The sequence below is a fragment of the Mesorhizobium sp. WSM3859 genome, from assembly GCF_002295065.1.
Taxonomy (GTDB): domain Bacteria; phylum Pseudomonadota; class Alphaproteobacteria; order Rhizobiales; family Rhizobiaceae; genus Mesorhizobium.
Genome location: NZ_NSGG01000005.1, coordinates 397,762 through 418,040 on the forward strand (window position 1 = coordinate 397,762; position 20,279 = coordinate 418,040).

Below are 20,279 nucleotides of genomic sequence, written 5' to 3' on the forward strand. Positions count from 1 at the left end.
TCGCCGCGTCGACCGGAATGTCCTCGTCGTCGGATGGCTTCACGACGCCGGCCGCAGCCCTGACATCGGGAGGCGGCTCTTACCAGCGGCGCCAGTGGTGCCAGCGGTGATACGGATGCCAGACCGGGCCGATATAGACGCGCGGTCCGCCCCAGTAATAATTGCCGGGATAGACAACGCGGCGATTGGGGACGCAGCGGCCCCAGTAGTTGGGATGCCAGCCCGGACCGCAGCCCCAGGCGACATGCTCGATCATTGCCGGCGCGGCGGGCGCAACCGGCGCGATCGGTATGGCCGAAGCCGCGCTTGCGGCGACCGTGCCGCCGATGGCGAGCCCTGCCGCGAGCGAATATTTCGTCAGACTGTTCATGGGGATACTCCCGAAGTTCCGAGGTTGAAGAGCGCCTGCCGCCGTCAACGGATGGCAGGCCTGTCCCTCTTTCCCTTGAACGGAGCGCGCTCGCTTTTTCCGTCGTCGCCTATGGCGATTTTTTTGCAGGCGGCGGCTGCCTGCCGGCGCGCCGCAACAGGGCGTCCGCTAGCAACTGGCGGTCTTCCGGCGATCCGGATGCGGCAAATTCGAGGATGCGCTGCTCCAGCCGCGCCCGCACGGTGGCGTCCGCATTGCGCGCCCGCTCGAGCGCCGCCGCAAGGGCGGCGGTGTCGAGCGTCGGCTGCTGCAGAAGGTTCGCCGCCTCGCGCCTCGCGGCCTGGCCGTCGAGGATCACGTCCCGCGATTCCCGGCGCACCTCGCGCAGTGCCTGCCGGAACGCCTTGCGGTCGGCGGCCGGCAGCCTGCCGCCGGCCGATTCCAGCGAATAGCCCGGGTTGAACTTGCCGATCAGCCAGCCAGTCCCGCCGGCGAGCGCGCCGATCAGAAAGACGTTGAGCACCAGGGATGCCGCGACGAGACGGGGGTTCATAGGTCCTCCTCCGCCTGATCGGAATCGGGCCCGGCGTCGCCGAACGACGTCGCATTGGCGTCCATCACATAATGATCGGGCTGGATATCCGGGCTGACGACGGTCACCAGCGCCAGCCCGGCCACGGCACCGGCGAGCCCGACGCCGGCAAGCCCGAAGCCCAGCCACCAGAACCGGCGGCGGCGCTCCTGCCGGACCTCGGTCGTTGCCCGGGCGACGATGGCGCGATGCAGCGCCGGGCTGGGCGCCTCGACGCGATACCGGTCGAGCATGACGTCGAGCCTGCCGGCGCGCCTCAGGATGGCGCGGCCTTGCTCGGTCTCGGCAAACAGCATGGCGGCGGCCTGCTCGGCCGGCGGCCAGCGGTGCAAGGCGCTGCCATAGGCGTCCGCCAGCGCGGCAAAGCGCCCGGCATCCATCGGCCCGCCTGTGGTTTTCTCAGCCATCTTTCTCCCCCTTCCACCATTTTGACGTGGCCCCCACGCCGCAGTCCTCAGAATTCGCAGTCCGTTCCGGGTCTCAATCATCGCCATCTCCTGCGAGCATGGCCTGCAGGGCGCGGCGACCCCGCGCGAGCAGGCTTTCCAGCGCATCGACGCTGACCTGCATGGCGCCCGCAGCCTCGATGTTGGACAGCTCCTGATAATAGACCAGCACGATCGCCTCGCGCTGGCGCGGCGCGATGCGCTGCAGCGCCTGGTTGACCCTGCGCTCTTCGTCGCCCGGCATGGCATCGGGAAGCGGCGCCTCATCGGCCAGCTCCGGCAGTTCGTCCGTCGTCCATTCGCGCCGTCGCCGCAGCCGGTCGTAGCAGAGGTTGAGCGCGACGCGATGGATCCAGGTGTCGAAGCGGGCGTGCCCCCGGCGCCAGCCGGAAGCGTGGCGCCAGATGCGCACGAAAGTCTCCTGGGCGACGTCCTCGGCCTCCGCCGCGTCGCCGAGCATCCTTGCGGCCAGGGCCAGGATGCGCGGCAGCTTGCGCGTCACCATCGCCTGCACGGCGGCGGGGTCGCCGGCGCCGATGCGGCGTACCAGTTCCTCGTCCGGGTCGGCGCCCATCAACGGGAGCGCTCGCATGTGTCATTGCGCGCCATAACCTCGTGGTCATTGCTCCTCATTGGCAGCGGATTTGTGGCCCGGCCGCTCGTCGGCGCTAAGCATCCCGTCGCCGTTTTTGTCCAGCTTGGCGAAGCGCTTGGCCAGGAAGGCGTCGAGTTCTCCCTTGTCGACGAAGCCGTCCTTGTTGGCGTCCATGCGCGCGAAGGATTTGGCCGGATCGCCCTTGGCCTTGCGCGCGGTCTGGAAAGCGGTCCATTCGGCGAGGCTGACCTTGCCGTCATTGTCGGTGTCGGCCCGCATGAACGCCTTCTCCCGGCGCGCCTCGAACTTCTCCATGGTCAGGCCGGACTTGATTTGGTCGGGCTTGGTCTGGTCGGGTTTGGCGGCAGCCGCAGCGTCCGGCGTCGTCTGGGCGGGCGCGGGGACAGACGTCGGCGTCTGGGCGACCGCGGCAGCGGTCTGCAGGCCAAGGGCAACGACGAATAGGCGGATCATGCTCTCGTCTCCGGTTGGCGCGGCCATTGGCGGCCACGCTTCAGCCGTTGAACGCAGCGAGGAGCAAAATCCGTCGGTCCTTTTCGACCAAACCTGCCGGATCCGACGCAGCCGGATCGAAGGCAGGCGACGATTATCTCGGCTGGTCGACCGCCACCAGCTGGTCCTGCTTGAAGCCTGCATGCTGCGGCGTCCAGACATCGCCCTCGCGGTTGAACCAGTGGCACAGATACATGCCGGAAGCCGCCCCGTCGCTGACGGTCATTTCCGGGCCTCCGGATTTCAGCCTGACGACGTCTCCGGTCTTGAAACTATTGGGCATTTCGACCTCCCATGCTGACTGGCCGAGTTTCCCACCAACAGCGATTCCCGACAATGGCTGAGACGCGCCGACGACGTGGCACAGGGTTGGCAAGGTGTCGAGAAACTGATCCCGCTTGCGTGGCGCGCCGGGCAGCGCTCCATGCGGCGCCCGGTCGTGTCGGGTCTTCGTAGGCGAAGCGGGCGGCCTGATCGCTCTGTGCGTTCAATCGGTGTCGCGCTGTGGAGCTGGCGGCTGTGTCGATTGGCTGTCTTGCCCGCCCGGGCGGACGGTCATGGACCTTTCATCGGGCCACAACGCTTGTGCCTTCATAACCGCTACCAGGAGATTGTCTGCTTCAACGCGTCCGATCTCGGTGAGAAGCGGGCTGTTGCCGCTCGCTTCGAAATCGACGTGATAGACAATCCAACTCCTCATTGCATTTCCCGCAATTTGCGTCTCGGCGCGGGCACGCGGATGAAAGCCCGGCTCGCTTTTGTGGTTAGGATTTTGAGGTCCCCGAGCCGGGCATGCGCCAACCGATGGGCGGGGGGCTTAGGGGTATCAGCCGGCGCGATGGCGAGACTGGCTGATTTGCCCGCTGGTCCACAATCGACCGAGGTCCATCCTGCCGGACGCATTGGTCCGAAGGGACCAAAGATATAGCCCCTTATTCCGTTGGGGCAGATTGCCTGTGCCGGTGATCAGTCAGGGCCGGGCTTTGCAAAAATCTGCAAGCGCCATCAGATACTGTCCCAGGCCACGGGCATCGGGCGCGGATCGAGTCGGGTCAAAAGGCGACAAAGACGCCGCTCTGGAGAGTCGACAACCCGCGCTAAATCGCGTTTACCTTGGATGGAGGCGAACCCTTCATCCGCAGGCAGGCGCAAACCGCTCCATCGCAGGGACATGGCCTGATCTTGGCGATCGAACCGGCGCATTCGGAGAGGCTTGTGCGGAAGAGCGAAAAACACTAAGCCAGCCCGCGTGGGGCCTGTAGCTCAATGGTTAGAGCCGGCGGCTCATAACCGCTTGGTTGGGGGTTCGAGTCCCTCCGGGCCCACCATTGTCGTTATTTATCAATGATTTATAGGGTGGTTCGCCACGAGGTTCGCCAATAGGTTCGCCAAGCATCGGCTTGCGCGTCACGAGGCGTACGACTCGATCCATCCCTTGGACCGCCAGCCGAACCTGCGAGGCCTCGCGCGAATAGAGCTCGGCATGGTCGATATCGTCGTGACCGAGCACATCCATGAGCTGTCTCGTTGAGGCCTCGGCCTCTGCCAGATAAACACCGAGCGACTTCCGCAAGCCATGCAGTGTCAACCCCTTTGGAAGACCGGCAAGCTTGCACCAATGCGCCATCATTCCAGTCAGCGACTTGGCGGAGAACGGCTCACCATAGCCGTTGACCAGAACGGTCTGGCCGCGCCTGTCGGCCGCATCCAGGATCTCTGACAGCATCGGTGTGATCGGCACGAAAAGCCGTTTGCCACCTGTTCGTCCCTTGTTCTTGCCCTGGACGATATCAAATCCATCGAAGTGACGCTCGACACCGTCGATGAAAACTCGACGCGTGACCCTCTGATCCCAGCGCAGGCCCGCGACGTCGCCGCGGCGATTGCCTAGCCAAAGCGCCAAACCGTAGCAAGTGCGTGCCCCGGTGCCGAGCTGCCAACGGTTTTCGAATTGCGCCATCGCTTCGCGCGACCAGGCTTTCCAACCGGCATAGGCAGGGCGCCACTCGACCGCTGCTGTGGGGTCGATTTCGATCCAGTCTTGCCGCAGCGCGACATAGACCAGCTTGCGTATGCCCACTAGCAGATGCTTGGCCTTGTGTGGCGTGGCGATGAAGCGGCCAAGAAGCTCTTCAATATGGATACGTCGAAGGTTCTTTACCGCTACGTCCCGCCAGACGAGCGGGTGATCAGGGACCACCCGGAGTTCTAGGAACTCTTCAATCAGCTGCGTGTTCTTGCGCTTGCTGGCTTCGTCAAGCGCCAGCCACTTGACTGAGATCTTCAACCGTTGAAAGGCAGCTCCGAATGTGCCGGGCAGGGCGGCTCCAGGCATACGGACCACAGGAGCCTTTGGGACTTTCCGGCCCTCGACCGCTGCTTGGTAGGCCTCCTTGAATCCCGGCTGATTGGGGGCCGGCAGCCTAACCACACGCTCCTTCGTCCGATAGCGCCACCGCAGTTTTCCATGGCGATCAGTGTACGAGGAGAGGCCGGGATATTTATCGGTCATGACAGAATGAATCTATTCCCTGCGATGATTCCCTTGCAACAGGAAGTCGACGATATTCTCATCATCGTCTCCAGGTAGTTCGCCAAAGGCCACTTCGAGTTTAAGGCGATCCCAGATCACGCGGCCGTCAACCTTCTTCGGCTTCGGCATGCGGCGGTCAGCAACCATTTGGTCGAATTTGGTTATGCCGACACCCACATATCGGGCGGCTTCTTCACGTGAGAGGCCGCGAGGAGGGTAGGAGAGGCTGTCGCTTTTCACCGCTTCATCCAAGGTTCTACGAATAAGATCGGCCTCGGTTAGCCCCCAATCATCATAGAAGGAAGAGAGCTGATCCGCTTGTTCGGCAAATCGCGGTCACGACCTGTAAATAGGATAGTCGCCTTCGGTCACTGCTTCACCGATTGTCAAAGTCAGGGGTTGGTAGCGGTAGACCGCTACAACCGTTCCCCACATTCAGAGTCGGTGCCGTTCGTATTCCGCGTCGCATCATAGCCGGGCGGCCGAAAAAGCCGAGGGGAACTCGTCGAGGAGTGGCAGCCAACGGCGCGGGGCATTGAGATTCCACATTGCTGACAAGGTAGTCAGTAGCGCCTGCAAAGGACCTTTCCAAGAGATGCCAAATCAACGATGATCTACATACTTTGGTCGACTCGTATCGATGCGCCGATGTCCGCAGATTTGACAACCGACTGCGGGGATACTAGATCAAAACGAGAACGGAGCGTGCAATCCATGCAGCCCCAAAGCGATCAGACCCTTACCCCGACCTCGGAGCGGAGCTGGAGAGTTGCGTTGGACCGGGCCTGGCGGTCCGCGCCTATGCGGCGACAGTTCGAAGCTGAGTGCGGCTTCTCCGAGCTAGATCAGCCGGCCGACGACGACATCGAGTCAGGAAGGGCTACGGCTTATTACGCCGAATTCGTACCGTGGGCCGCACGAAAGCTGGGTATCGAGGAGCAGCTGCCCAGTTATGTCATTAGCAAGGCGTCGGCCGGCCGACGCTAGACCCGGGTAATTGCCGCCACGTGTACGTCCGCCAGTAGTGCGGCCGCGTCTAGTAATTTAGCTTTGCCGTTAAAATCCAGCTTGTCGATAACAGCGCGGATTCGTTTGTTCCGTCGCTCATGCGCTTGGTTCAAGGCGTCCCTCGCTTCGTAGAAGTCTACTGCAGCCAGAGTGAGGTTGGATGCGTTGCGCATCGCGCCAGCCACTGACACAACGGTTCCCAAAACAGGGACTGCACCCGCAGCATCTCCCGCTAGGTCGGTGCCGGCCTGATACGCTTCACTCTTTGCCTCTGCGGCCGCCTTGGTCCAATATTTCGGGATTTCCGTTGTCACTTCCTGCTCAAATGTGTCCGCCAGCTCCGACACAGCAGCTGCTATATCTCCGGGTTCGATTGCTTCCAATGCCTCACGCTTGTCGGCTTTTGATATGGCTTCAAGGCAGGTTTGGATGACTTGGTCGTACTTCTCCTGAAAACCCGCCTTCCTAAGGGCACCGCTCAAAAGGTGAACGTGCTTGAAAGACAAAGAATCGATAATTTGCGATGGAATCGCTATGGACTGGATCTTATCGAGGGCAGTGGCGAGGAATAACTCCAGAAAGATTGCCTCATCAGTCAGGTGTGCGTCCTGTTGCCCCGAGAGAAGGACGTCTTCCATCTTGAAATTCGAGAGCGGGCTGAGATCAGTGCCCGTCTCACAGTGGACAACGTTGGTCCCAACCATGTGATAGCAGGCCGTTACAAATCGATCTATCGGCGTCCTCGGCCCTTCCGGTAGCTTCGCTACATACTCGCGGATATTGGCACTGGTGCTGAAGTCTAAGCTCGCAATCTCAGAGGCGAGCTTTTCCCTGTCATCGCGGGAAAAACCGAACTCCTGGTCCAGCTGCCGACAAATCCTTGAGTGATCGCTGCGAAGGCCAACGAGAACCATATCTCGAAAGCGAGCACCGACGTCGGCGAGCTCCCACGGCATGACCTGCCGTACCGTTGCCGACAACAACCCGATGTGATCCCCAAGCTGCTTCTCGGTGATTCCGGCTTTCTCAAATATCTGAGCATCCTCCACGTAGTCTGCGAGGTTGCTCTTGTCTGTCCGAAATGCCGGCAAAATGGCGTCGCCGGCTATCACATCGGGATATTTCTCAAGTAGCCGCACCCCGAAAGGTGAAACAAGGTGCGTGCAATTCAGAGTAACGAGTCCTTTGGTGATGATCTTTATCTTCAGCGCGCGCGATGCGATCAGAAGGGAATTTCCCTCATCGTTCTGATCGTATAGCGAAGCTGACAAGTCCGTTGAATACACTCGTGGCCCACGGAGATCCTCCGCCTTCACCACAGGACGTTCGTCGAAGAAATTGCTCACCGTTAATGGTCCCCCTGGATTCGCTACACGCCCCTAGCCGTCAAGAAAGGCTGTTGAGGAATAACATCTCGTGATTGCTATGCGAAGGGCACGTGCACGAGCATGACCATGCCTATGGCGCCATTCTGAAACACGCCCAACAGGCAACCTCAAGCTGAAACGATCAAAGAATGCGGTGTTAACCAGCGCGACGTCGCTTCTGTCATACAGCAGTGCCTAACGGCCTGGAGGCTCCGATACGGGAGTATTGCTTGCTTTCGACGAGGGTTCTCCAAGCCTGCCTAATATTTTGCTGACGAGAGACTTTGCAGCAGATCGGTTTGTCGAGCACTCATAGATCAAACCAATAATATGCTCATATGCAAACCGTACCTGAGGTTTAAATTGCTCAAGAGGGTCTTTAGCGACTAGCTCAACCGAAAGAAGCTCTTCAACGCGAGCGGCCGTTGCATCCGCCTCAACGCCCAGCAAAACACGAGTCTCCTCCGCTAAGTGCCGTTGAGCAGCAACCCGCCGCATTTGCGAGAGCGACTTGGCAGATGACTCGGCGTGAGCTTTCCGGCTCGCCCGAGAAAGAGCACCGCGTGCGACTACCTCGGCACTCTCCAGTGCTGCCGATTTATGCAGCTCGAATTCGCGGAGCCACTTGCGCGTAATAGAACTCTGCCGACAGAGACGCGCGATATCGCGCGCAATCGGAGCGACATGATTTAACACGTTGTCGAGATGAGTATTCTGGTCGTAGTTATCTCGCCTACCGTTGGGAACGACCCTCTTGTCAATAAGGTGAACTTCGCCGACGGCCCAAGCATTGAAACGAGGCTCTGGGAAAAGCTCTTCGAGCAGCGTGTGGCCTCCCACTTGGATGTTGCCACTTCGCATACGCAATCCCTTCACGCCCGCGCGGAGAGGAATGGCGCCAGCATAACCATGATGAAGTATCCACACGAGAGCGGCAACGCCTCCGTCGATTCCGGGCACTTCATGAAACTCAAGCTCGGTGTATTTTTCGTTTTCCCCATCCTCGATTTCGATCTGGTCGCGATGTGGACGAAAGATTGGTTCGTCCGCGTCGTTGATCCGGACATCAAGTTCCCCCAGTTCAACATACGCTCGCAACGCCGCCGAAATATCCTCTCCGAAACGAAATGAAGGAGAAAAAGGGACTGGCGCGACTTGAGAGAGATATGATTCGACCTCCTCTTTATTGAGCATGCGATCATTGCGATGCCGAACGACCCCTCTGAGTTCCACCTCGAAAAACCGATCTGGAAAATTGGCCGGGGAAATGCGCCGCACCGTGACCACATCGCGGACTAAGTCGGAGAGGTCTCCTTGAAGGTCAGCACTTCTCAGGATCGACTTAAGCCGACGGCAGTCCCACCGGAGCTCTGAAACCTGCCCGTCTCCCAGCGCGCGTGACCGAAAGAAGAGTTCCTGACAGTAGCCGAGACCGGCCAAGCGCCCGACACCACGAAACCCACGGGAGGCGGTCCCCCGCTTGGGACTGCTGCCCACATTGCACATTCGGGAGAGGAAGGCCTCCCACGCTAAGCCCACTCCGTTGTCACGGATCTTAATCGAACGCGAAACGGGATCGATTGATATGTTCACTCTTCCCCGTTCTCGAGAGGAAAGGAGCTTCGCTGCGCGTGCCTCGTCAACCGCATCGGCAGCATTCTGTACATATTCGCGGTACACCGTCATCGGATCGACGTACATCGACGTGCTGAGCAGCTCCAGAACGTCCTTACCAACGACGATCCGTTCCGGGCCTGGACCCCATTCCGCTTCACTTGCCGTCTTCGTAGCAGCTCTGATTGCGCTAGACACCTGTCCCCGATTACTCATCCTGCTGCTCGCACCTGTTCACGCTTTTGGATTTGAAGGGCAGGTGCAGCTATCTCCGGTTGCTCAAACTCGAGACCTGCATCTTCAACTCGCTCGTCCTCTGCAATTTCGCTTCTCACGTCGGCAGCGGCTGTCGCAAATTGCTTCTGCCGTTCCCAAATTGCGAAGAGTTCGCTCTTCGGCTTCGGCACGTAGAACGGCAACACCCGACGCACGTTCTGATTGGATGTTTGAGCGGCAAGCGATGAGAAATGACGCGGATCGCAGGACGAAAGAAGGGACAGCAATTCAGCTTGGTCCTGTTCATCGAGCTTTGAAGCTACCATTTTGTATTCATCAAGCTCCGCTTCTCCGTCGAAGCGTTCATACCAATCCCTGTTGAAAATATAGTCGTGGGGCATTCGCAGAATGTGATGAAACTCGTCGAGCGTGTCGCCAAACGCGCGCTTGAAAAAGTCTGGGGCGCCGCTCACGACGCCATGCGTAGCTTGGAGAATGATCTGCATGGACCGCAAGTGGTATCGCGTCCACTTCTCTCCGACGTGACCACGGTCAGGCCGGTTGGTAGGCTGATAACGCATCGGAAAGGACCAGATGCGGATCCCAAGCTCCTCGTTGAGCGCGACGTTCAGGCGCATCCGCTCGAACAGGTCATCTGGGCTGTCGTGGAAGTTGTAGAGCATATAGTTGGAAAGCTCTGTGAGACCGAATTCCGCTGCATAACGGATTGATTGTTCGTACGGCTTTCTCACACCGAGGTGATCAAAGGCGATGCGCAGGGGCTTCAGGCAGATAGTCGCCAGCTCCCGCAAATACATTGGATCCTTGCAAAGAATACGAGCGTCGACGCCTTGATTGAAATCGACACGGCGTTGGACCGGAACTCTCATCCCCTCGCGCGTGAGCTTAGCGCCAGGCGTGAAGCCGAGATCACGTATTTCGGCGATGATCTCCTTGAAACGCGGCGACGCTACGACATTGTTGTCCATGAGCGTCAGGTCCTTTTTAGGCCCGTACAACTCATCGATGGCTCGCACGAGTCCTGTGAGGGATTCGGTATCGCGCTGGCCACCCTCAAGCTTGGGGACTCCGCAGAAGTGGCACTTCCGGATGCATCCCCGCGATGTATAAGCGAAGTAGGCGTCACGGACTGGGTATTTGTAACTAATCTGGTCAAGAATGCTGTAGTCTGGAACCAGGTCCTCGATTGGCCGCCCGTTAACGTCGTCGGCGTAGAGCTCCTCTGAAAAATCATCGAGCTGCAAGGCAACGGCCGGAGGCGCGGATAGTAAGCCTTTGATAAACCGAACTCCTCGCCATCGCCGCTCTTCTAAGAAGCGGTCGTGCATGAGGGAAGCTGCGATTCCGCCAACGAACACTTTGTCCGCTTGACCGTTCGCTACCTCGACAGCGAAGTCGATCGTCTGTGCGATCTTTGGATACTCGAATGAGAATAGAGTTGTGACGTAAATGCGATCCCATGCCTGGCCGAGCACAGACCGGTCTTCCCCTTTTATAAAGCGGACCTGATCTTGTTTGCCACGTGGGCCGTGGTATTGGGCGATTTTCATCAAACCGAGCGGCGGATATTTATTTCGGTACCCAGGCTCTATCAGCAATATTTTCTTGTTAGGCATTCGCGACGACCCGCAGTTTTGCTTTCTTTCGTGCGTCGCGAATGAGGCCGACCGCTGTCTTAACGCCTCCCTCGCCACCGAGTCCTTTGAGTGATCCCTCCGTCGACCAATCGAATTCACCGGCAAAGTCGGAGAGTGCTGCCGCAAAGTATCGCTTGTCACACGTCATCGAAGGCCTGACTTCGTTGTACAAGTCAGCGGCTATATCCATCAGCGCGTAAACTCCGATACCTTTCGTGACGAGGTGCTTCCGGGGATTGGTCCATTGCTCGGCCAACACGACAGCAACGGCCCGCCAAAAATCCAGGACAATGGTCGCGGCGGCCTCGGCTGATCGGAAGCGGGTAATCTTTGTCTTAGCGAGAAATCGCTTGATCGACTTTTGCAGGGTCCTTAGCGAGGCTCGCCTTGCCATACCTGAGGTAGCGGCGCCGCCTAAATCGAGCTGATGGCACCAGGGTGATCGAGGGTCGTTCTTAAGGAAGAGTGCTATGAAGAGTTCCGGCCGGTCGGTTACCAGATCTATCGAGAGTTGGGCGTCGTGAAAATCAAGCAGACTGGTGCTGAGGCCCTTCGCTTTGCTGTTGATGACGTTGAAGACTTCCATTTCCTCTCGTTCAGACAGGCCAATGAAGCACATAAATGGAAGCTCAATCGCGAGGTCGCCGAGGTGGCCGAGACGATGTTGGCAATCTACCTGCGCCAACACCTTGCCGACCTCTGAATTGATCCGAACATTTGCCCGCCTTTGATCTAACTTGAGTAGTTGCCAGGCACTGTCTGTACGCGGTCTCAGATTGAACGTGAGCGGAATGGTGGCGCTGGTTGGCTGGCGGATGTAGCGCCGAAAATCGAGACTGTGCTGGGCATTGAACCGACGCTGGTAGCCGCGTCCGGTATCTTCGTCCAAAATATCAGCGAAGCTAATGGCATGCAGCGTGCCAGCAGGCGCAAAGCCGAGCAGAACTTGGCGCTGAGCACAGCTTCCCAATATGCACTCGAGAATGATCTCGCTCACGGAGCCTCGCATCGGATGAAGAGCAAACCTGCATTCCAGGAATGCAGGTTTGAGGGGATACGGCGGCAACTTATCCAATTTTCGCGTCGTTTGCAGATCACGATTTGTTTCAAAAGCTGAAAAGTTTCGGGCGCGGGTTCTTGTCGAGCGACCCGCATCGAGTCATTTAACTAATTGATATAGCGACGAGATTTCTCTCAATGGGGTTCGTTTGACTCCGCTGAGCTGAATAGGTTAGTATTGGCTGGTAGAGGGCAGTACTGGGGTATAATGTTGATACTGGACGGGGAGAGGCTTATGCCGGCACATGGGACATCGCTAACCATCGCGGGATGCGTGGTTGAAGTGACTCACGAGTTGATGGCGGTGGACGATGTTCATCTGAACCCCGATAACCCTCGAATAAGGTTTCAAATCCAGCACCGAAAGGGGGGCAAGGCGCTCAATTCCGATGAGCTACTTGGACTCATACGGGATCAGCCTGGGTATGACGCTCTTCAGAAGGCCATCCGCAAGGCAGGTGGCCTCTACGAACCTGTGATCTTGCGGCACGATGGGCTTGTCGTCGAAGGTAACACCCGCGCCGCCGTATACAAGATGTTGAACAACGGCAATAAAGCTGATCCTCGCTGGACGAAAATGCCGGTCGTAAGGCTTCCCAGCACAGTGCCTGCTTCAGTGCTCGCGCGGCTCATGGCATCATATCATATTGCGGGAAAGACGGTCTGGCGCCCGTACGCTCAGGCGGATCAGATCTATCACTTGCGCCACACCTACAATCTGACGCCCGCTCAAATCGCAGATGAAACCCGCATGACCGAGCGCGAGATCGAGCAGTATCTTGAGGCCTATGACTATCTCGTCAAGGAGGTGCTGCCGCAGGTTTCAAATGGGAACGGCAGCGACATCTTGGAATCGAAGTTCAGCCACGCGTTAGAATTCGTGAAGCGAAAAAGCCTCGAACCTTTTCGCAAGAACCCAGACGTTCGGCAGCAGGTGGCAAAGCTCATCGTCGAGAACAAGATCAAAGGTGTCGAAGTTCGCGAGTTGGACAAAGTGCTCAAAAGCGAGAGAGCGTCCATCGCTCTCAAAGAGAATGGATTCAAAGCTGCTCGCCAGGTTCTGACGGAGACGGACCCTGTCGCCGAGTCGAAGACGCTGAAGACGATGAAAGGTCTCGCTCGCTCACTCGGCAAAATGACCCAGCCTGACATCACCTTGCTGAGAACGTCGGACAACGCCCGGCAAGCTCTCGTCGACCTTTACGAAGCCATCCACAACGTCGCCGCCGTTGCCGGCATCAAACTCGGGGGCAAAAATGCCTGATCAGGCGGCTGCGGCCGCAAGCCGCAGTAAAGGACCAAAGATTGTCGTCGAGCAGGTCGACGAGATCGTTCTCGACGGCATGAAAGTGCAGATCCGCGGTCAGGATCTGCCGGTGGATAATGTGGTGCTTGATTCAACTAACCCGCGGGTGGCCAACACTGTCGCAGTAGGGAGTTTCGGATCTGGCGAAGCCCTCCAGCAGGGCCTGCGGGATTTGTTGTGGCAGGATCCCGACGTTCACAACCTCTACAGGTCCGTGTTGGAGAATAAGGGGCTTGTTGAACGCATCATTGTGCGCAGCAACTTGGTCGTGGCCGAGGGCAACTGTCGAACAGTCGTCTATCGAAAGTTGCGGGATAACTTTCCCGAGAGCCCGCTTTGGAAGACCATTCCCGCACGTGTGTTGCCAGCCGAAATCACAGATCGACAGGTGGCAATTTTGCTGGGCGAGTTGCACGTCGGAGGCAAAAACAAATGGTCACCCTTCGAGAAGGCCGGACACATTCACAAACTTTTTAGTCAATTTGGCATTACCCAAGACGAGATAGCAAAACTCCTCAAAACATCGAAGACCGCGATCAATCATAATATTCGCGCTTTCGATGCAATGAAGAACAAATACCTTGTCACGTTTTCTGGGCCTGGAGCAGTACATAAGTTCAGCTATTTCCTCGAGCTATTTAAGAAGCCCGAGCTTCGGGACTGGGCGAGCCGCTCCCCGGAAGCACTTGATGACTTTGTCCAGTGGGTCGGCAAGGGTAGGATCGCACGTGGCGAAGATGTGCGAGAGCTTCGCGACATCGTGACCAACAGCCGAGCTCTCGCGGCGTTCAAAGAGCAAGGCCGTGATGCTGCGTTGAAGATCCTGGAATTGGATCGACCGGAACTCACATCTCCCCTTTTCAAGTTGATGATCGAGATGACGGAAGCACTGGTCGATTCTCGCCTCGATGACATTCAACGGGTTCGCAAGGACACGACAGGCGGCGCGCGAGCCATTGTTCGAAATTTAAAGGAATCGCTCGATCGATTTGTCGACTTATGCGAACTCAAATGACGGAGACTTCAAATGGCCCTGGTCTATACGCGTAACATCCAAGGACATTCAGTCCGGCTTGACCTGATTGAGATCGATCCGGACGAGGTCATCCTCGATGCGAGCAACCCGCGGATTGGATTCTCCATCAGCCAGCTAGGACCCGATCAACGCGGCGACCCAGCTTGTACGCTGTTGCTGACGAGCCAAGAGGATACGGAGGCTTTGAAGCGCTCCATCCTGTTGTCGGGTGGCGTCCAAGAACCAATCTACATCCGGCATAACCGTACTGTCGCCGAGGGAAATCGCCGCGTTGTTGCTATGCGGTCGGCGAAGGAGGAGTATCCAGGCGACCCGCGCTTCGCAAAAATTCCTGCTTGGGTCATTGACCCCGATACGCCAGAACACATCATTCAAGACCTGCTCAATGAAATCCACCTCGGCTCGGTAAGAGGTTGGGCGCCTTATGAGAAGGCTCTGCAGATGCGTGCTCTCGTGAAGGCAGGTCTCATCGAGGCTGAGGTCGCGGAACGATATCGCATGACTGCGAGCGAGGTACGCCAGCAAATCGAAGCAGCGAATTTCATGGATCGGATGTACTTCCCCATCACAGCGGACCCCGCCGATCCAGAACACCGGAGCAAGTTCTCGTATTTTCTCGAATTCACGAAGAACGGCCGCATTCAGTCTCACTCCGACAAGATCGCGGATCTCCCCGAGCGGTTTGCGCGCTGGGTGCGTGACGAGCGCATCAATACCGGCATGAGAGTCCGCCGGCTGCCGAAGATTCTGGACGTGCCAGAAGCGACGCGTCTACTCGAAGTCGAGGGATTCGACGCTGCCGAGGAGTATCTCGCGGAGCACAATCCCCGCGAACAGGAACTCTATTTGCTCTTGGAACGAGCCCGCAGCCGCCTCAAAGACATGTCTGTGAATGAGTTCGTCCAGATTCAAACTAGCCCGGAACGGCTTGCGATCCTGGAGGCGCTCCAAGTCCAAGTCGAGGAAGTCCTCTCGAACGTGCGAGAATTCCGGAACAACTCCATGAAGCGCATCGACGGAATCTACTCTGGCGCCCGGTGATGCAAGTGCCGAGTATGGGTCATCAATGGCTTTTGGTATGGGCAGCGCGGCGGATGAGGTTCGATGGCTTCGAGCCGTGCGGATTCGAATCGTCCGCGCCACAGGCAGGCGTCTGGAATTCTCTTCCTATCCCTTTCTCAATTGATGGAGTTCGCCCTGACGCGTGGGGGCTGCGGTCACGCGACGCGCTGCTTGCATTCGCGGAAGCAAAGACCGGCGCCGACATCGACACAAAGCACACCAGAAAACAGCTCGGTGTGTTCGGGTTTACGCGCTTGCTGAACGATCCGCGCCCCTGTCCATTATATGTTGCGGTTCCCAGGTCAGCCGCCAGCCTGCTTGACCGCGTACTAGTTGATATCGGCCTTCTTAGAGCACGTCACATCATCCGGCTGCATATCCCGGATATTCTTCTCTCGAGGTGATCGCAATGGCTCGCGCGAAATCCGACAACGTTCTCCTGCCACACCAGACCGACGGGACAGCGTTCCTTCGCTCCAACAAGTATGCTGCCCTTTTCGATGAACAGGGCCTTGGAAAGAGTAAGCAGGTCATTGATGCAATCGGCGCAGAAATCGAGGCGGGCAATCTGCGTGGAGCGCTTATCGCATGTCCGAACGGCCTGAAGAGCACGTGGGCTGCCGAAATTGAACGATTCTCCTCGCTTTCGTACGCAGTGTTTGGCGCCGGCCGGAAGGCGCGCCGGACGGCGTTCCGCAGCCTTCGTGCCGCATTCTATGTGATCAATTATGAAGCGGTGGAGACAGAGCTCGCCTCACTTCGAGCCCTGCTGCGGTTCAAACCGATGGCATTCGTGCTCGACGAGAGCCACCGCATCAAAACGCCGGCCGCAAAGGTTACAAAAGCGATCCTGAAACTGCGGTCGGATGCTACGCGTCGCTACCTGCTCAGCGGAACGCCCGTTGCAAACAAGCCGGATGATCTGTGGAGCCAAATCTTCTTTCTCGATGGTGGAGAAAGTCTTGGCAGCACCCCGGAGCAATTTCGATCACGCTATGGTAGCTCCCGCGGTTACAAAAATGTGGACGACCTTCGCGAACAGCTTTCAACTTTTTCAATGCGGCGTCTCAAAGAACGGACGATCCAACTGCCTCCGAAGAATGCCAGCCGGGTGCACATTGATCTCGGCGGCCACCAACGCGTTATGTACGATAAGATGCGCAACGAGTTGGCCCTCTGGGTAACAACGCTAGATGGCGAGCAGGTGCTCAAGCAAGCAGAGGTAATTCTTGCCCGCTTAGTTCGGCTCGCACAGCTAGCTTCGAATCCTGGCTTGCTAGATGCAGGTTATCACGAGGCACCTGCCAAGTTCACCGCGCTGGATGACTTGCTGACAACGCACATCGATCAACGTAGTCAGAAAGCGATCGTCTGGACGTCGTTTGTTGGTAACATCGAAACACTCCAAATGCGGTACTCTCAATATCACCCGGTCACGCTGTTTGGGGAAATGAAAACACCTGAAAGAGACCGCGCGGTGCAAGCATTTCGTAGCGATGAAACCGTGCGCCTTCTTGTTGCAAATCCGGCTGCTGCCCGAGAGGGCCTAACTTTGACCGAGGCAAATGTAGCGATCTATCTCGATCGTACCTTCAACCTGGTCGATTATCTCCAATCGCAGGATCGCATACATCGCATTTCCCAGACGCGGCCATGCGAAATTGTGCTCCTGCTTGCGAATGCAACCATCGACCAATTCATCGACTACAGCCTGGAGCAGAAGCACAGGCTGGCGCGGTTTGTGCAAAAGGATTCTGAGACCATCGGTCCCGCCGACCTGACACTGAGCAAACCGGAGCTTATGCGAGCGCTCCTGTGGCCTTCGGACGGATCAACCACGCACGATCAACCAGCTGGCTAGCCGAGTTGACGTATGACCTGTGCGAGCTCGCCGAGATCTTTCTTAAATAATGCCTGTTTCGATCCGTGGGAGAGATGGTCTTGGCCATCTCTCCCCCGCCAATGCCGCCTGCGCGAGGGCGGGGCCGCCCGCTCGCAAGGCGGCACATAGTTCTCATCTTCTGTCCTGATCCAATCCGCCCCGCTCGGCGCGCAGCCCAGCCCTGCTCGCCGGCCTTGGCCCCCCTCTCTGCCGCGCGCTCACGCGCCCCCGGGACGCATGTCGGGGGACATGCCTCCGGCATTTACGAGAGAAAGGATCAGGACAATGGCAAGGACATCGAAGAAGACCAAGACTGCCACGGTGCCGGTGGCGGATCAGACGGAAACGTCGGGCGCGCCCGCGAACGCGGAAGCGGCGGCGATCCCTGCGAGCGGCACGGAGGTATTCATCCCGCTCGACAAGCTCAAGAAGTCGCCGCGCAATGCGAGGAAGACCCCGCACCGCGAGGCTGAAATCGAGGCCTACGCGGCCAGCATCGCCGCCAAGGGCATGTTCCAGAACCTCGTTGTGGAGCCGGAGCTTGACGCAGACGGCCAGCCGACCGGCTTCTATTTCGTTACCATCGGCGAAGGCCGCAGACTGGCGCAACTGCTCCGCGTGAAGCGGAAGGAGATCAAGAAGACCGAGCCGATCCGCTGCGTCATCGACACGGCGAACGACCCGTTCGAGATCAGCCTGGACGAGAACGTCACGCGTGCGGCCGCGCAGTCACATGACGACTTCGCCGCGAGGAGGGGCCGGTTCGCACGTCAGACATCGATCGACCAGATCTCAATCCCGTCTTTCTCAAATTGCGGCCATCGCGTGTTTCCCGGGAACAACGGAGACATGAAAAACACATATCGGTGGCGTTCCGGCCGCCCCGCGAGCTTAGCGAGGTCTGCCGCAAGCTTCCCATTGTTGCGGGGCGTCACCGCAGCGAAAGTCTCCGCGCCAACCTCACCCGGCTCGACACTCATGATATCGAGCTCAAGGGACGCAGTGGCACCGGGCGCGAGGCGGAAGCCGCCGACATTCGGGTGCAGCTTCAGCAACTGCCTGGCGGCGGCAATTGCGACTGCGAAAGTCCAGGTTTGATTGATCTGCTCGATGAAATTGAGCGCGCGATCCTCGATCGGATGAAAGCCGACAGGCTCGAACTTGATCCGTCGCAGCATGTCGAGCGGATCTCCGGTTTGCGCGGATATCCAGTCTCGCGCTCGTGCGGCTGACGCCCGCACTAGCGACATCAGTTCGTCCGCCTCTTCAGGGCAGTTGACGATCAGCGCAGACGCCATAGCGATCCCGTGACCAGAACTTCCAATCTCACCTCCCCATGATCCGTCCGCACCAGAACCGGTAGCTGCTGGTGCGCCGGTCGTCGACGACATATCCGCGAATCCCTCGGGCTTCCACGGCGGCAAGCGTGCCGCGCATCCCCGCGACCCTTTCCCGGCTCTCGACCGTCGTGGCCAGGGCGGCTCTCAGGCCTTCAAACGCTAGGATCTCGTCATGGAAATTGTGGGCCGATCCGTGATGGGGCAGCGTCAATACACCGACGTTGGATGAGTACGGCTGATAGAAGTTCAGCCACGCGTCGCGCCGTAGCTTTTGCTTTAGCGCGGAATCTCCCGTTCCGAGCCAGCCCACCGGTTCAGCCAAGTCGACGAAAGGGTGCGGATAGTCCGCGTCGGGCCATCCGTATCGATGCCAGCGACGATCGTCATTGGCTGATCCGGTGCTTCGACAACACGGCCCGGAATAGAGCGACATCGACAGGGCGTTGTGACCGTGTCCGAAGTGCTCGCCGTAGAGATCGAGGAGCTCCTTGGTCTTCTGGGGCGAGCAAAGAAATTCGATCAACTTCGCTGCGAGCTTTTCCTCGTTGCCACCTCTGATCCTGAGGGCCTTTGTGACCGCCCGCTGGAAGCGGGAACGAACGGCCTTGTCGGCTGGATGCACATAGGGGAGCAGGATCCAGTCACCGACCTGCCAATGTGCATATTCGTGATAGCGCCATTCGAGCCGTATGTATGAGCCTGCGCCCGCAAGAACGGCGCCCTCGTTGGCTTCCCGCCTCTTTTCGTCCGCGGCCGTCAGACCTTCCGGGACGGGTCCACTGGGCTTACGCAGGCGATGGGCAAGCCGGGCGCCGGGGCCCTTCCTTTCCGGCAATGCCATCGGCTCCCGACGGTCGTCACCGTCACCGTCGCCATCGTCGATCGGACCATCGGGCTCCATCGGCCCCCCCGGCCGCGGGGCATCGCCATCATCCGCCTCGAGAAAGATGACGTATCTCGCACCGCGGTTCAGCCACCAGCCCGCTGGATTGCCGAAGTACTCGCGCGCCGATGTTGAAACGGCGCCGGACTCCGTGTCCGCCAGAATGAAGATCAGGCGCTCGATGACGTCGAGATACGGCACGACGACGGTCTCTGCCGGTGCAATGGCCTGCAAGCGTTCGACGCCGTTGATGTGATCGGAGTGCAGGTGGGACACGAACAGAATGTCTGTGCGTCCCTCGCAACTCAGTCGGTGAGCGTTCAATGCGCTCTTGAAGGCGTTGCCGTGCTCGGACCCGCAATCATAAACATAGCGGAAGCTTCTAATCTCAGTGTGGCCGACCGGCTCCGCACCAGTTCTTGGCGGCTCGAAGACCCGAATGTGTCCCGTGTGGAAACCGCCATGTCCGACGGCATGTTGCACGCGACTGACGCACGCCTTGAGCACGTTTACCCGCCCCCCGAAAATTTTGTTTCCTGAAGCTTATAGCAGCACTGCCTCGTATCGAACTATCGCGTGACCGCGCCCACCCGCACGAAATTTCTACCCGACAGATCGCGTAGCGGCTTGTGAGGACGGCGCCTTAGAGTTGAAATCATTTGGGTGTCGCCCTTCTGGCCGGGCTGTCGTGCTGCGCTGAAGCCCGCAGGCGGTCTTAATCCTGAGGGCTCCATCCGTTGCGCGAAGAACGGCGGCTGCCATTTCACCTGTCGCCCCAGCTTGTCGAAGCTTCGCCGCC

General features: G+C 58.6%; 17 protein-coding genes, 1 tRNA gene and 2 pseudogenes. 7 read left to right on the plus strand and 13 right to left on the minus strand.

Annotation, left to right across the window (positions count from 1 at the left end; genetic code table 11):
- Positions 1-79 precede the first annotated feature (79 nt).
- The 6 genes from CK230_RS14425 to CK230_RS14450 all read right to left on the minus strand — a co-directional run bounded on the left by CK230_RS14425 (position 80) and on the right by CK230_RS14450 (position 2,799).
- Positions 80-370, minus strand: a complete 291-nt coding sequence (locus CK230_RS14425; RefSeq protein WP_095817816.1) for a hypothetical protein — start codon at positions 368-370, stop codon at positions 80-82.
- 109 nt (positions 371-479) lie between these two features.
- Entirely contained in the window at positions 480-923 is a 444-nt protein-coding gene (locus CK230_RS14430) for a periplasmic heavy metal sensor (RefSeq protein ID WP_095817817.1), read from the minus strand.
- The gene (locus CK230_RS14435) at positions 920-1,369 is read right to left on the minus strand and encodes a hypothetical protein (RefSeq protein WP_095817818.1); all 450 of its coding nucleotides are present in this window, start codon (positions 1,367-1,369) and stop codon (positions 920-922) included. The genes CK230_RS14430 and CK230_RS14435 overlap by 4 nt, the downstream gene beginning before the upstream one ends.
- A 73-nt stretch (positions 1,370-1,442) precedes the next feature.
- Entirely contained in the window at positions 1,443-1,982 is a 540-nt protein-coding gene (locus CK230_RS14440) for an RNA polymerase sigma factor (RefSeq protein ID WP_095817819.1), read from the minus strand.
- 45 nt (positions 1,983-2,027) lie between these two features.
- A complete protein-coding gene (locus CK230_RS14445; RefSeq protein WP_095817890.1) occupies positions 2,028-2,477 on the minus strand; it encodes an acid-shock protein in 450 nt (149 codons plus the stop codon).
- 133 nt (positions 2,478-2,610) lie between these two features.
- Positions 2,611-2,799 carry a YodC family protein gene (locus tag CK230_RS14450; RefSeq protein WP_095817820.1) on the minus strand — a complete coding sequence of 63 codons (189 nt, stop codon included), beginning with the start codon at positions 2,797-2,799 and terminating at the stop codon, positions 2,611-2,613.
- Between the two features lie 969 nt (positions 2,800-3,768).
- Here CK230_RS14450 and CK230_RS14460 point away from each other — a divergent pair.
- Positions 3,769-3,844, plus strand: a tRNA-Ile gene (locus CK230_RS14460).
- 143 nt (positions 3,845-3,987) lie between these two features.
- On the opposite strand, the pseudogene CK230_RS34085 reads toward CK230_RS14460, so the two are convergent.
- From CK230_RS34085 to CK230_RS14495, 6 genes and pseudogenes are all read right to left on the minus strand, one after another.
- Positions 3,988-5,028: pseudogene (locus tag CK230_RS34085) on the minus strand (site-specific integrase); the annotation flags it as partial.
- Between the two features lie 12 nt (positions 5,029-5,040).
- A complete protein-coding gene (locus tag CK230_RS14470) occupies positions 5,041-5,289 on the minus strand; it encodes a hypothetical protein (protein ID WP_095817891.1) in 249 nt (82 codons plus the stop codon).
- Between the two features lie 743 nt (positions 5,290-6,032).
- A complete protein-coding gene (locus tag CK230_RS14480) occupies positions 6,033-7,403 on the minus strand; it encodes a hypothetical protein (RefSeq protein WP_141246026.1) in 1,371 nt (456 codons plus the stop codon).
- A gap of 216 nt (positions 7,404-7,619) precedes the next feature.
- Positions 7,620-9,125: an ATP-binding protein gene (locus CK230_RS14485; RefSeq protein WP_245429911.1), complete on the minus strand. Its 1,506-nt coding sequence runs from the start codon at positions 9,123-9,125 to the stop codon at positions 7,620-7,622.
- Between the two features lie 125 nt (positions 9,126-9,250).
- Positions 9,251-10,891, minus strand: coding sequence for a radical SAM protein (locus CK230_RS14490; protein WP_095817825.1), 1,641 nt, complete (start codon positions 10,889-10,891; stop codon positions 9,251-9,253).
- On the minus strand, positions 10,884-11,909 hold the full coding sequence (locus tag CK230_RS14495; RefSeq protein ID WP_245429912.1) for a DGQHR domain-containing protein: 1,026 nt from the start codon (positions 11,907-11,909) through the stop codon (positions 10,884-10,886). The genes CK230_RS14490 and CK230_RS14495 overlap by 8 nt, the downstream gene beginning before the upstream one ends.
- 297 nt (positions 11,910-12,206) lie before the next feature.
- Between CK230_RS14495 and CK230_RS14500 the strand changes: the two genes are divergently transcribed.
- The 6 genes and pseudogenes from CK230_RS14500 to CK230_RS33085 all read left to right on the plus strand — a co-directional run bounded on the left by CK230_RS14500 (position 12,207) and on the right by CK230_RS33085 (position 18,489).
- Positions 12,207-13,235, plus strand: a complete 1,029-nt coding sequence (locus tag CK230_RS14500) for a hypothetical protein (RefSeq protein ID WP_141246027.1) — start codon at positions 12,207-12,209, stop codon at positions 13,233-13,235.
- Entirely contained in the window at positions 13,228-14,292 is a 1,065-nt protein-coding gene (locus CK230_RS14505) for a hypothetical protein (protein WP_095817828.1), read from the plus strand. The genes CK230_RS14500 and CK230_RS14505 overlap by 8 nt, the downstream gene beginning before the upstream one ends.
- Positions 14,293-14,304: 12 nt before the next feature.
- Positions 14,305-15,354 (plus strand): hypothetical protein, encoded by a 1,050-nt coding sequence (locus tag CK230_RS14510; protein WP_095817829.1) that lies wholly within the window; start codon positions 14,305-14,307, stop codon positions 15,352-15,354.
- 430 nt (positions 15,355-15,784) lie between these two features.
- Entirely contained in the window at positions 15,785-17,236 is a 1,452-nt protein-coding gene (locus CK230_RS14520) for a DEAD/DEAH box helicase (protein WP_095817831.1), read from the plus strand.
- A gap of 306 nt (positions 17,237-17,542) precedes the next feature.
- Positions 17,543-17,974, plus strand: a pseudogene (locus tag CK230_RS14525) (ParB/Srx family N-terminal domain-containing protein); the annotation flags it as partial.
- A 377-nt stretch (positions 17,975-18,351) separates the two neighbouring features.
- The gene (locus CK230_RS33085; RefSeq protein ID WP_176480095.1) at positions 18,352-18,489 is read left to right on the plus strand and encodes a hypothetical protein; all 138 of its coding nucleotides are present in this window, start codon (positions 18,352-18,354) and stop codon (positions 18,487-18,489) included.
- 94 nt (positions 18,490-18,583) lie between these two features.
- On the opposite strand, the gene CK230_RS14530 is transcribed toward CK230_RS33085, so the two are convergent.
- Complete coding sequence (locus CK230_RS14530; RefSeq protein WP_141246028.1) at positions 18,584-19,963, minus strand: hypothetical protein; 1,380 nt, start codon at positions 19,961-19,963, stop codon at positions 18,584-18,586.
- Positions 19,964-20,279: the final 316 nt, after the last annotated feature.

Excerpts from the sequence above, each read along its gene's own strand:
- CK230_RS14490 (WP_095817825.1), bottom strand. The coding sequence starts at position 10,891 with ATGCCTAACAAGAAAATATTGCTGATAGAGCCTGGGTACCGAAATAAA.
- CK230_RS14500 (WP_141246027.1), top strand. The coding sequence starts at position 12,207 with ATGCCGGCACATGGGACATCGCTAACCATCGCGGGATGCGTGGTTGAA.
- CK230_RS14430 (WP_095817817.1), bottom strand. The coding sequence starts at position 923 with ATGAACCCCCGTCTCGTCGCGGCATCCCTGGTGCTCAACGTCTTTCTG.
- CK230_RS14520 (WP_095817831.1), top strand. The coding sequence starts at position 15,785 with ATGGCTCGCGCGAAATCCGACAACGTTCTCCTGCCACACCAGACCGAC.
- CK230_RS14425 (WP_095817816.1), bottom strand. The coding sequence starts at position 370 with ATGAACAGTCTGACGAAATATTCGCTCGCGGCAGGGCTCGCCATCGGC.
- CK230_RS14485 (WP_245429911.1), bottom strand. The coding sequence starts at position 9,125 with ATGTACGTCGATCCGATGACGGTGTACCGCGAATATGTACAGAATGCT.
- CK230_RS14450 (WP_095817820.1), bottom strand. The coding sequence starts at position 2,799 with ATGCCCAATAGTTTCAAGACCGGAGACGTCGTCAGGCTGAAATCCGGA.
- CK230_RS14440 (WP_095817819.1), bottom strand. The coding sequence starts at position 1,982 with ATGGGCGCCGACCCGGACGAGGAACTGGTACGCCGCATCGGCGCCGGC.
- CK230_RS14435 (WP_095817818.1), bottom strand. The coding sequence starts at position 1,369 with ATGGCTGAGAAAACCACAGGCGGGCCGATGGATGCCGGGCGCTTTGCC.
- CK230_RS14505 (WP_095817828.1), top strand. The coding sequence starts at position 13,228 with ATGCCTGATCAGGCGGCTGCGGCCGCAAGCCGCAGTAAAGGACCAAAG.
- CK230_RS14510 (WP_095817829.1), top strand. The coding sequence starts at position 14,305 with ATGGCCCTGGTCTATACGCGTAACATCCAAGGACATTCAGTCCGGCTT.
- CK230_RS14445 (WP_095817890.1), bottom strand. The coding sequence starts at position 2,477 with ATGATCCGCCTATTCGTCGTTGCCCTTGGCCTGCAGACCGCTGCCGCG.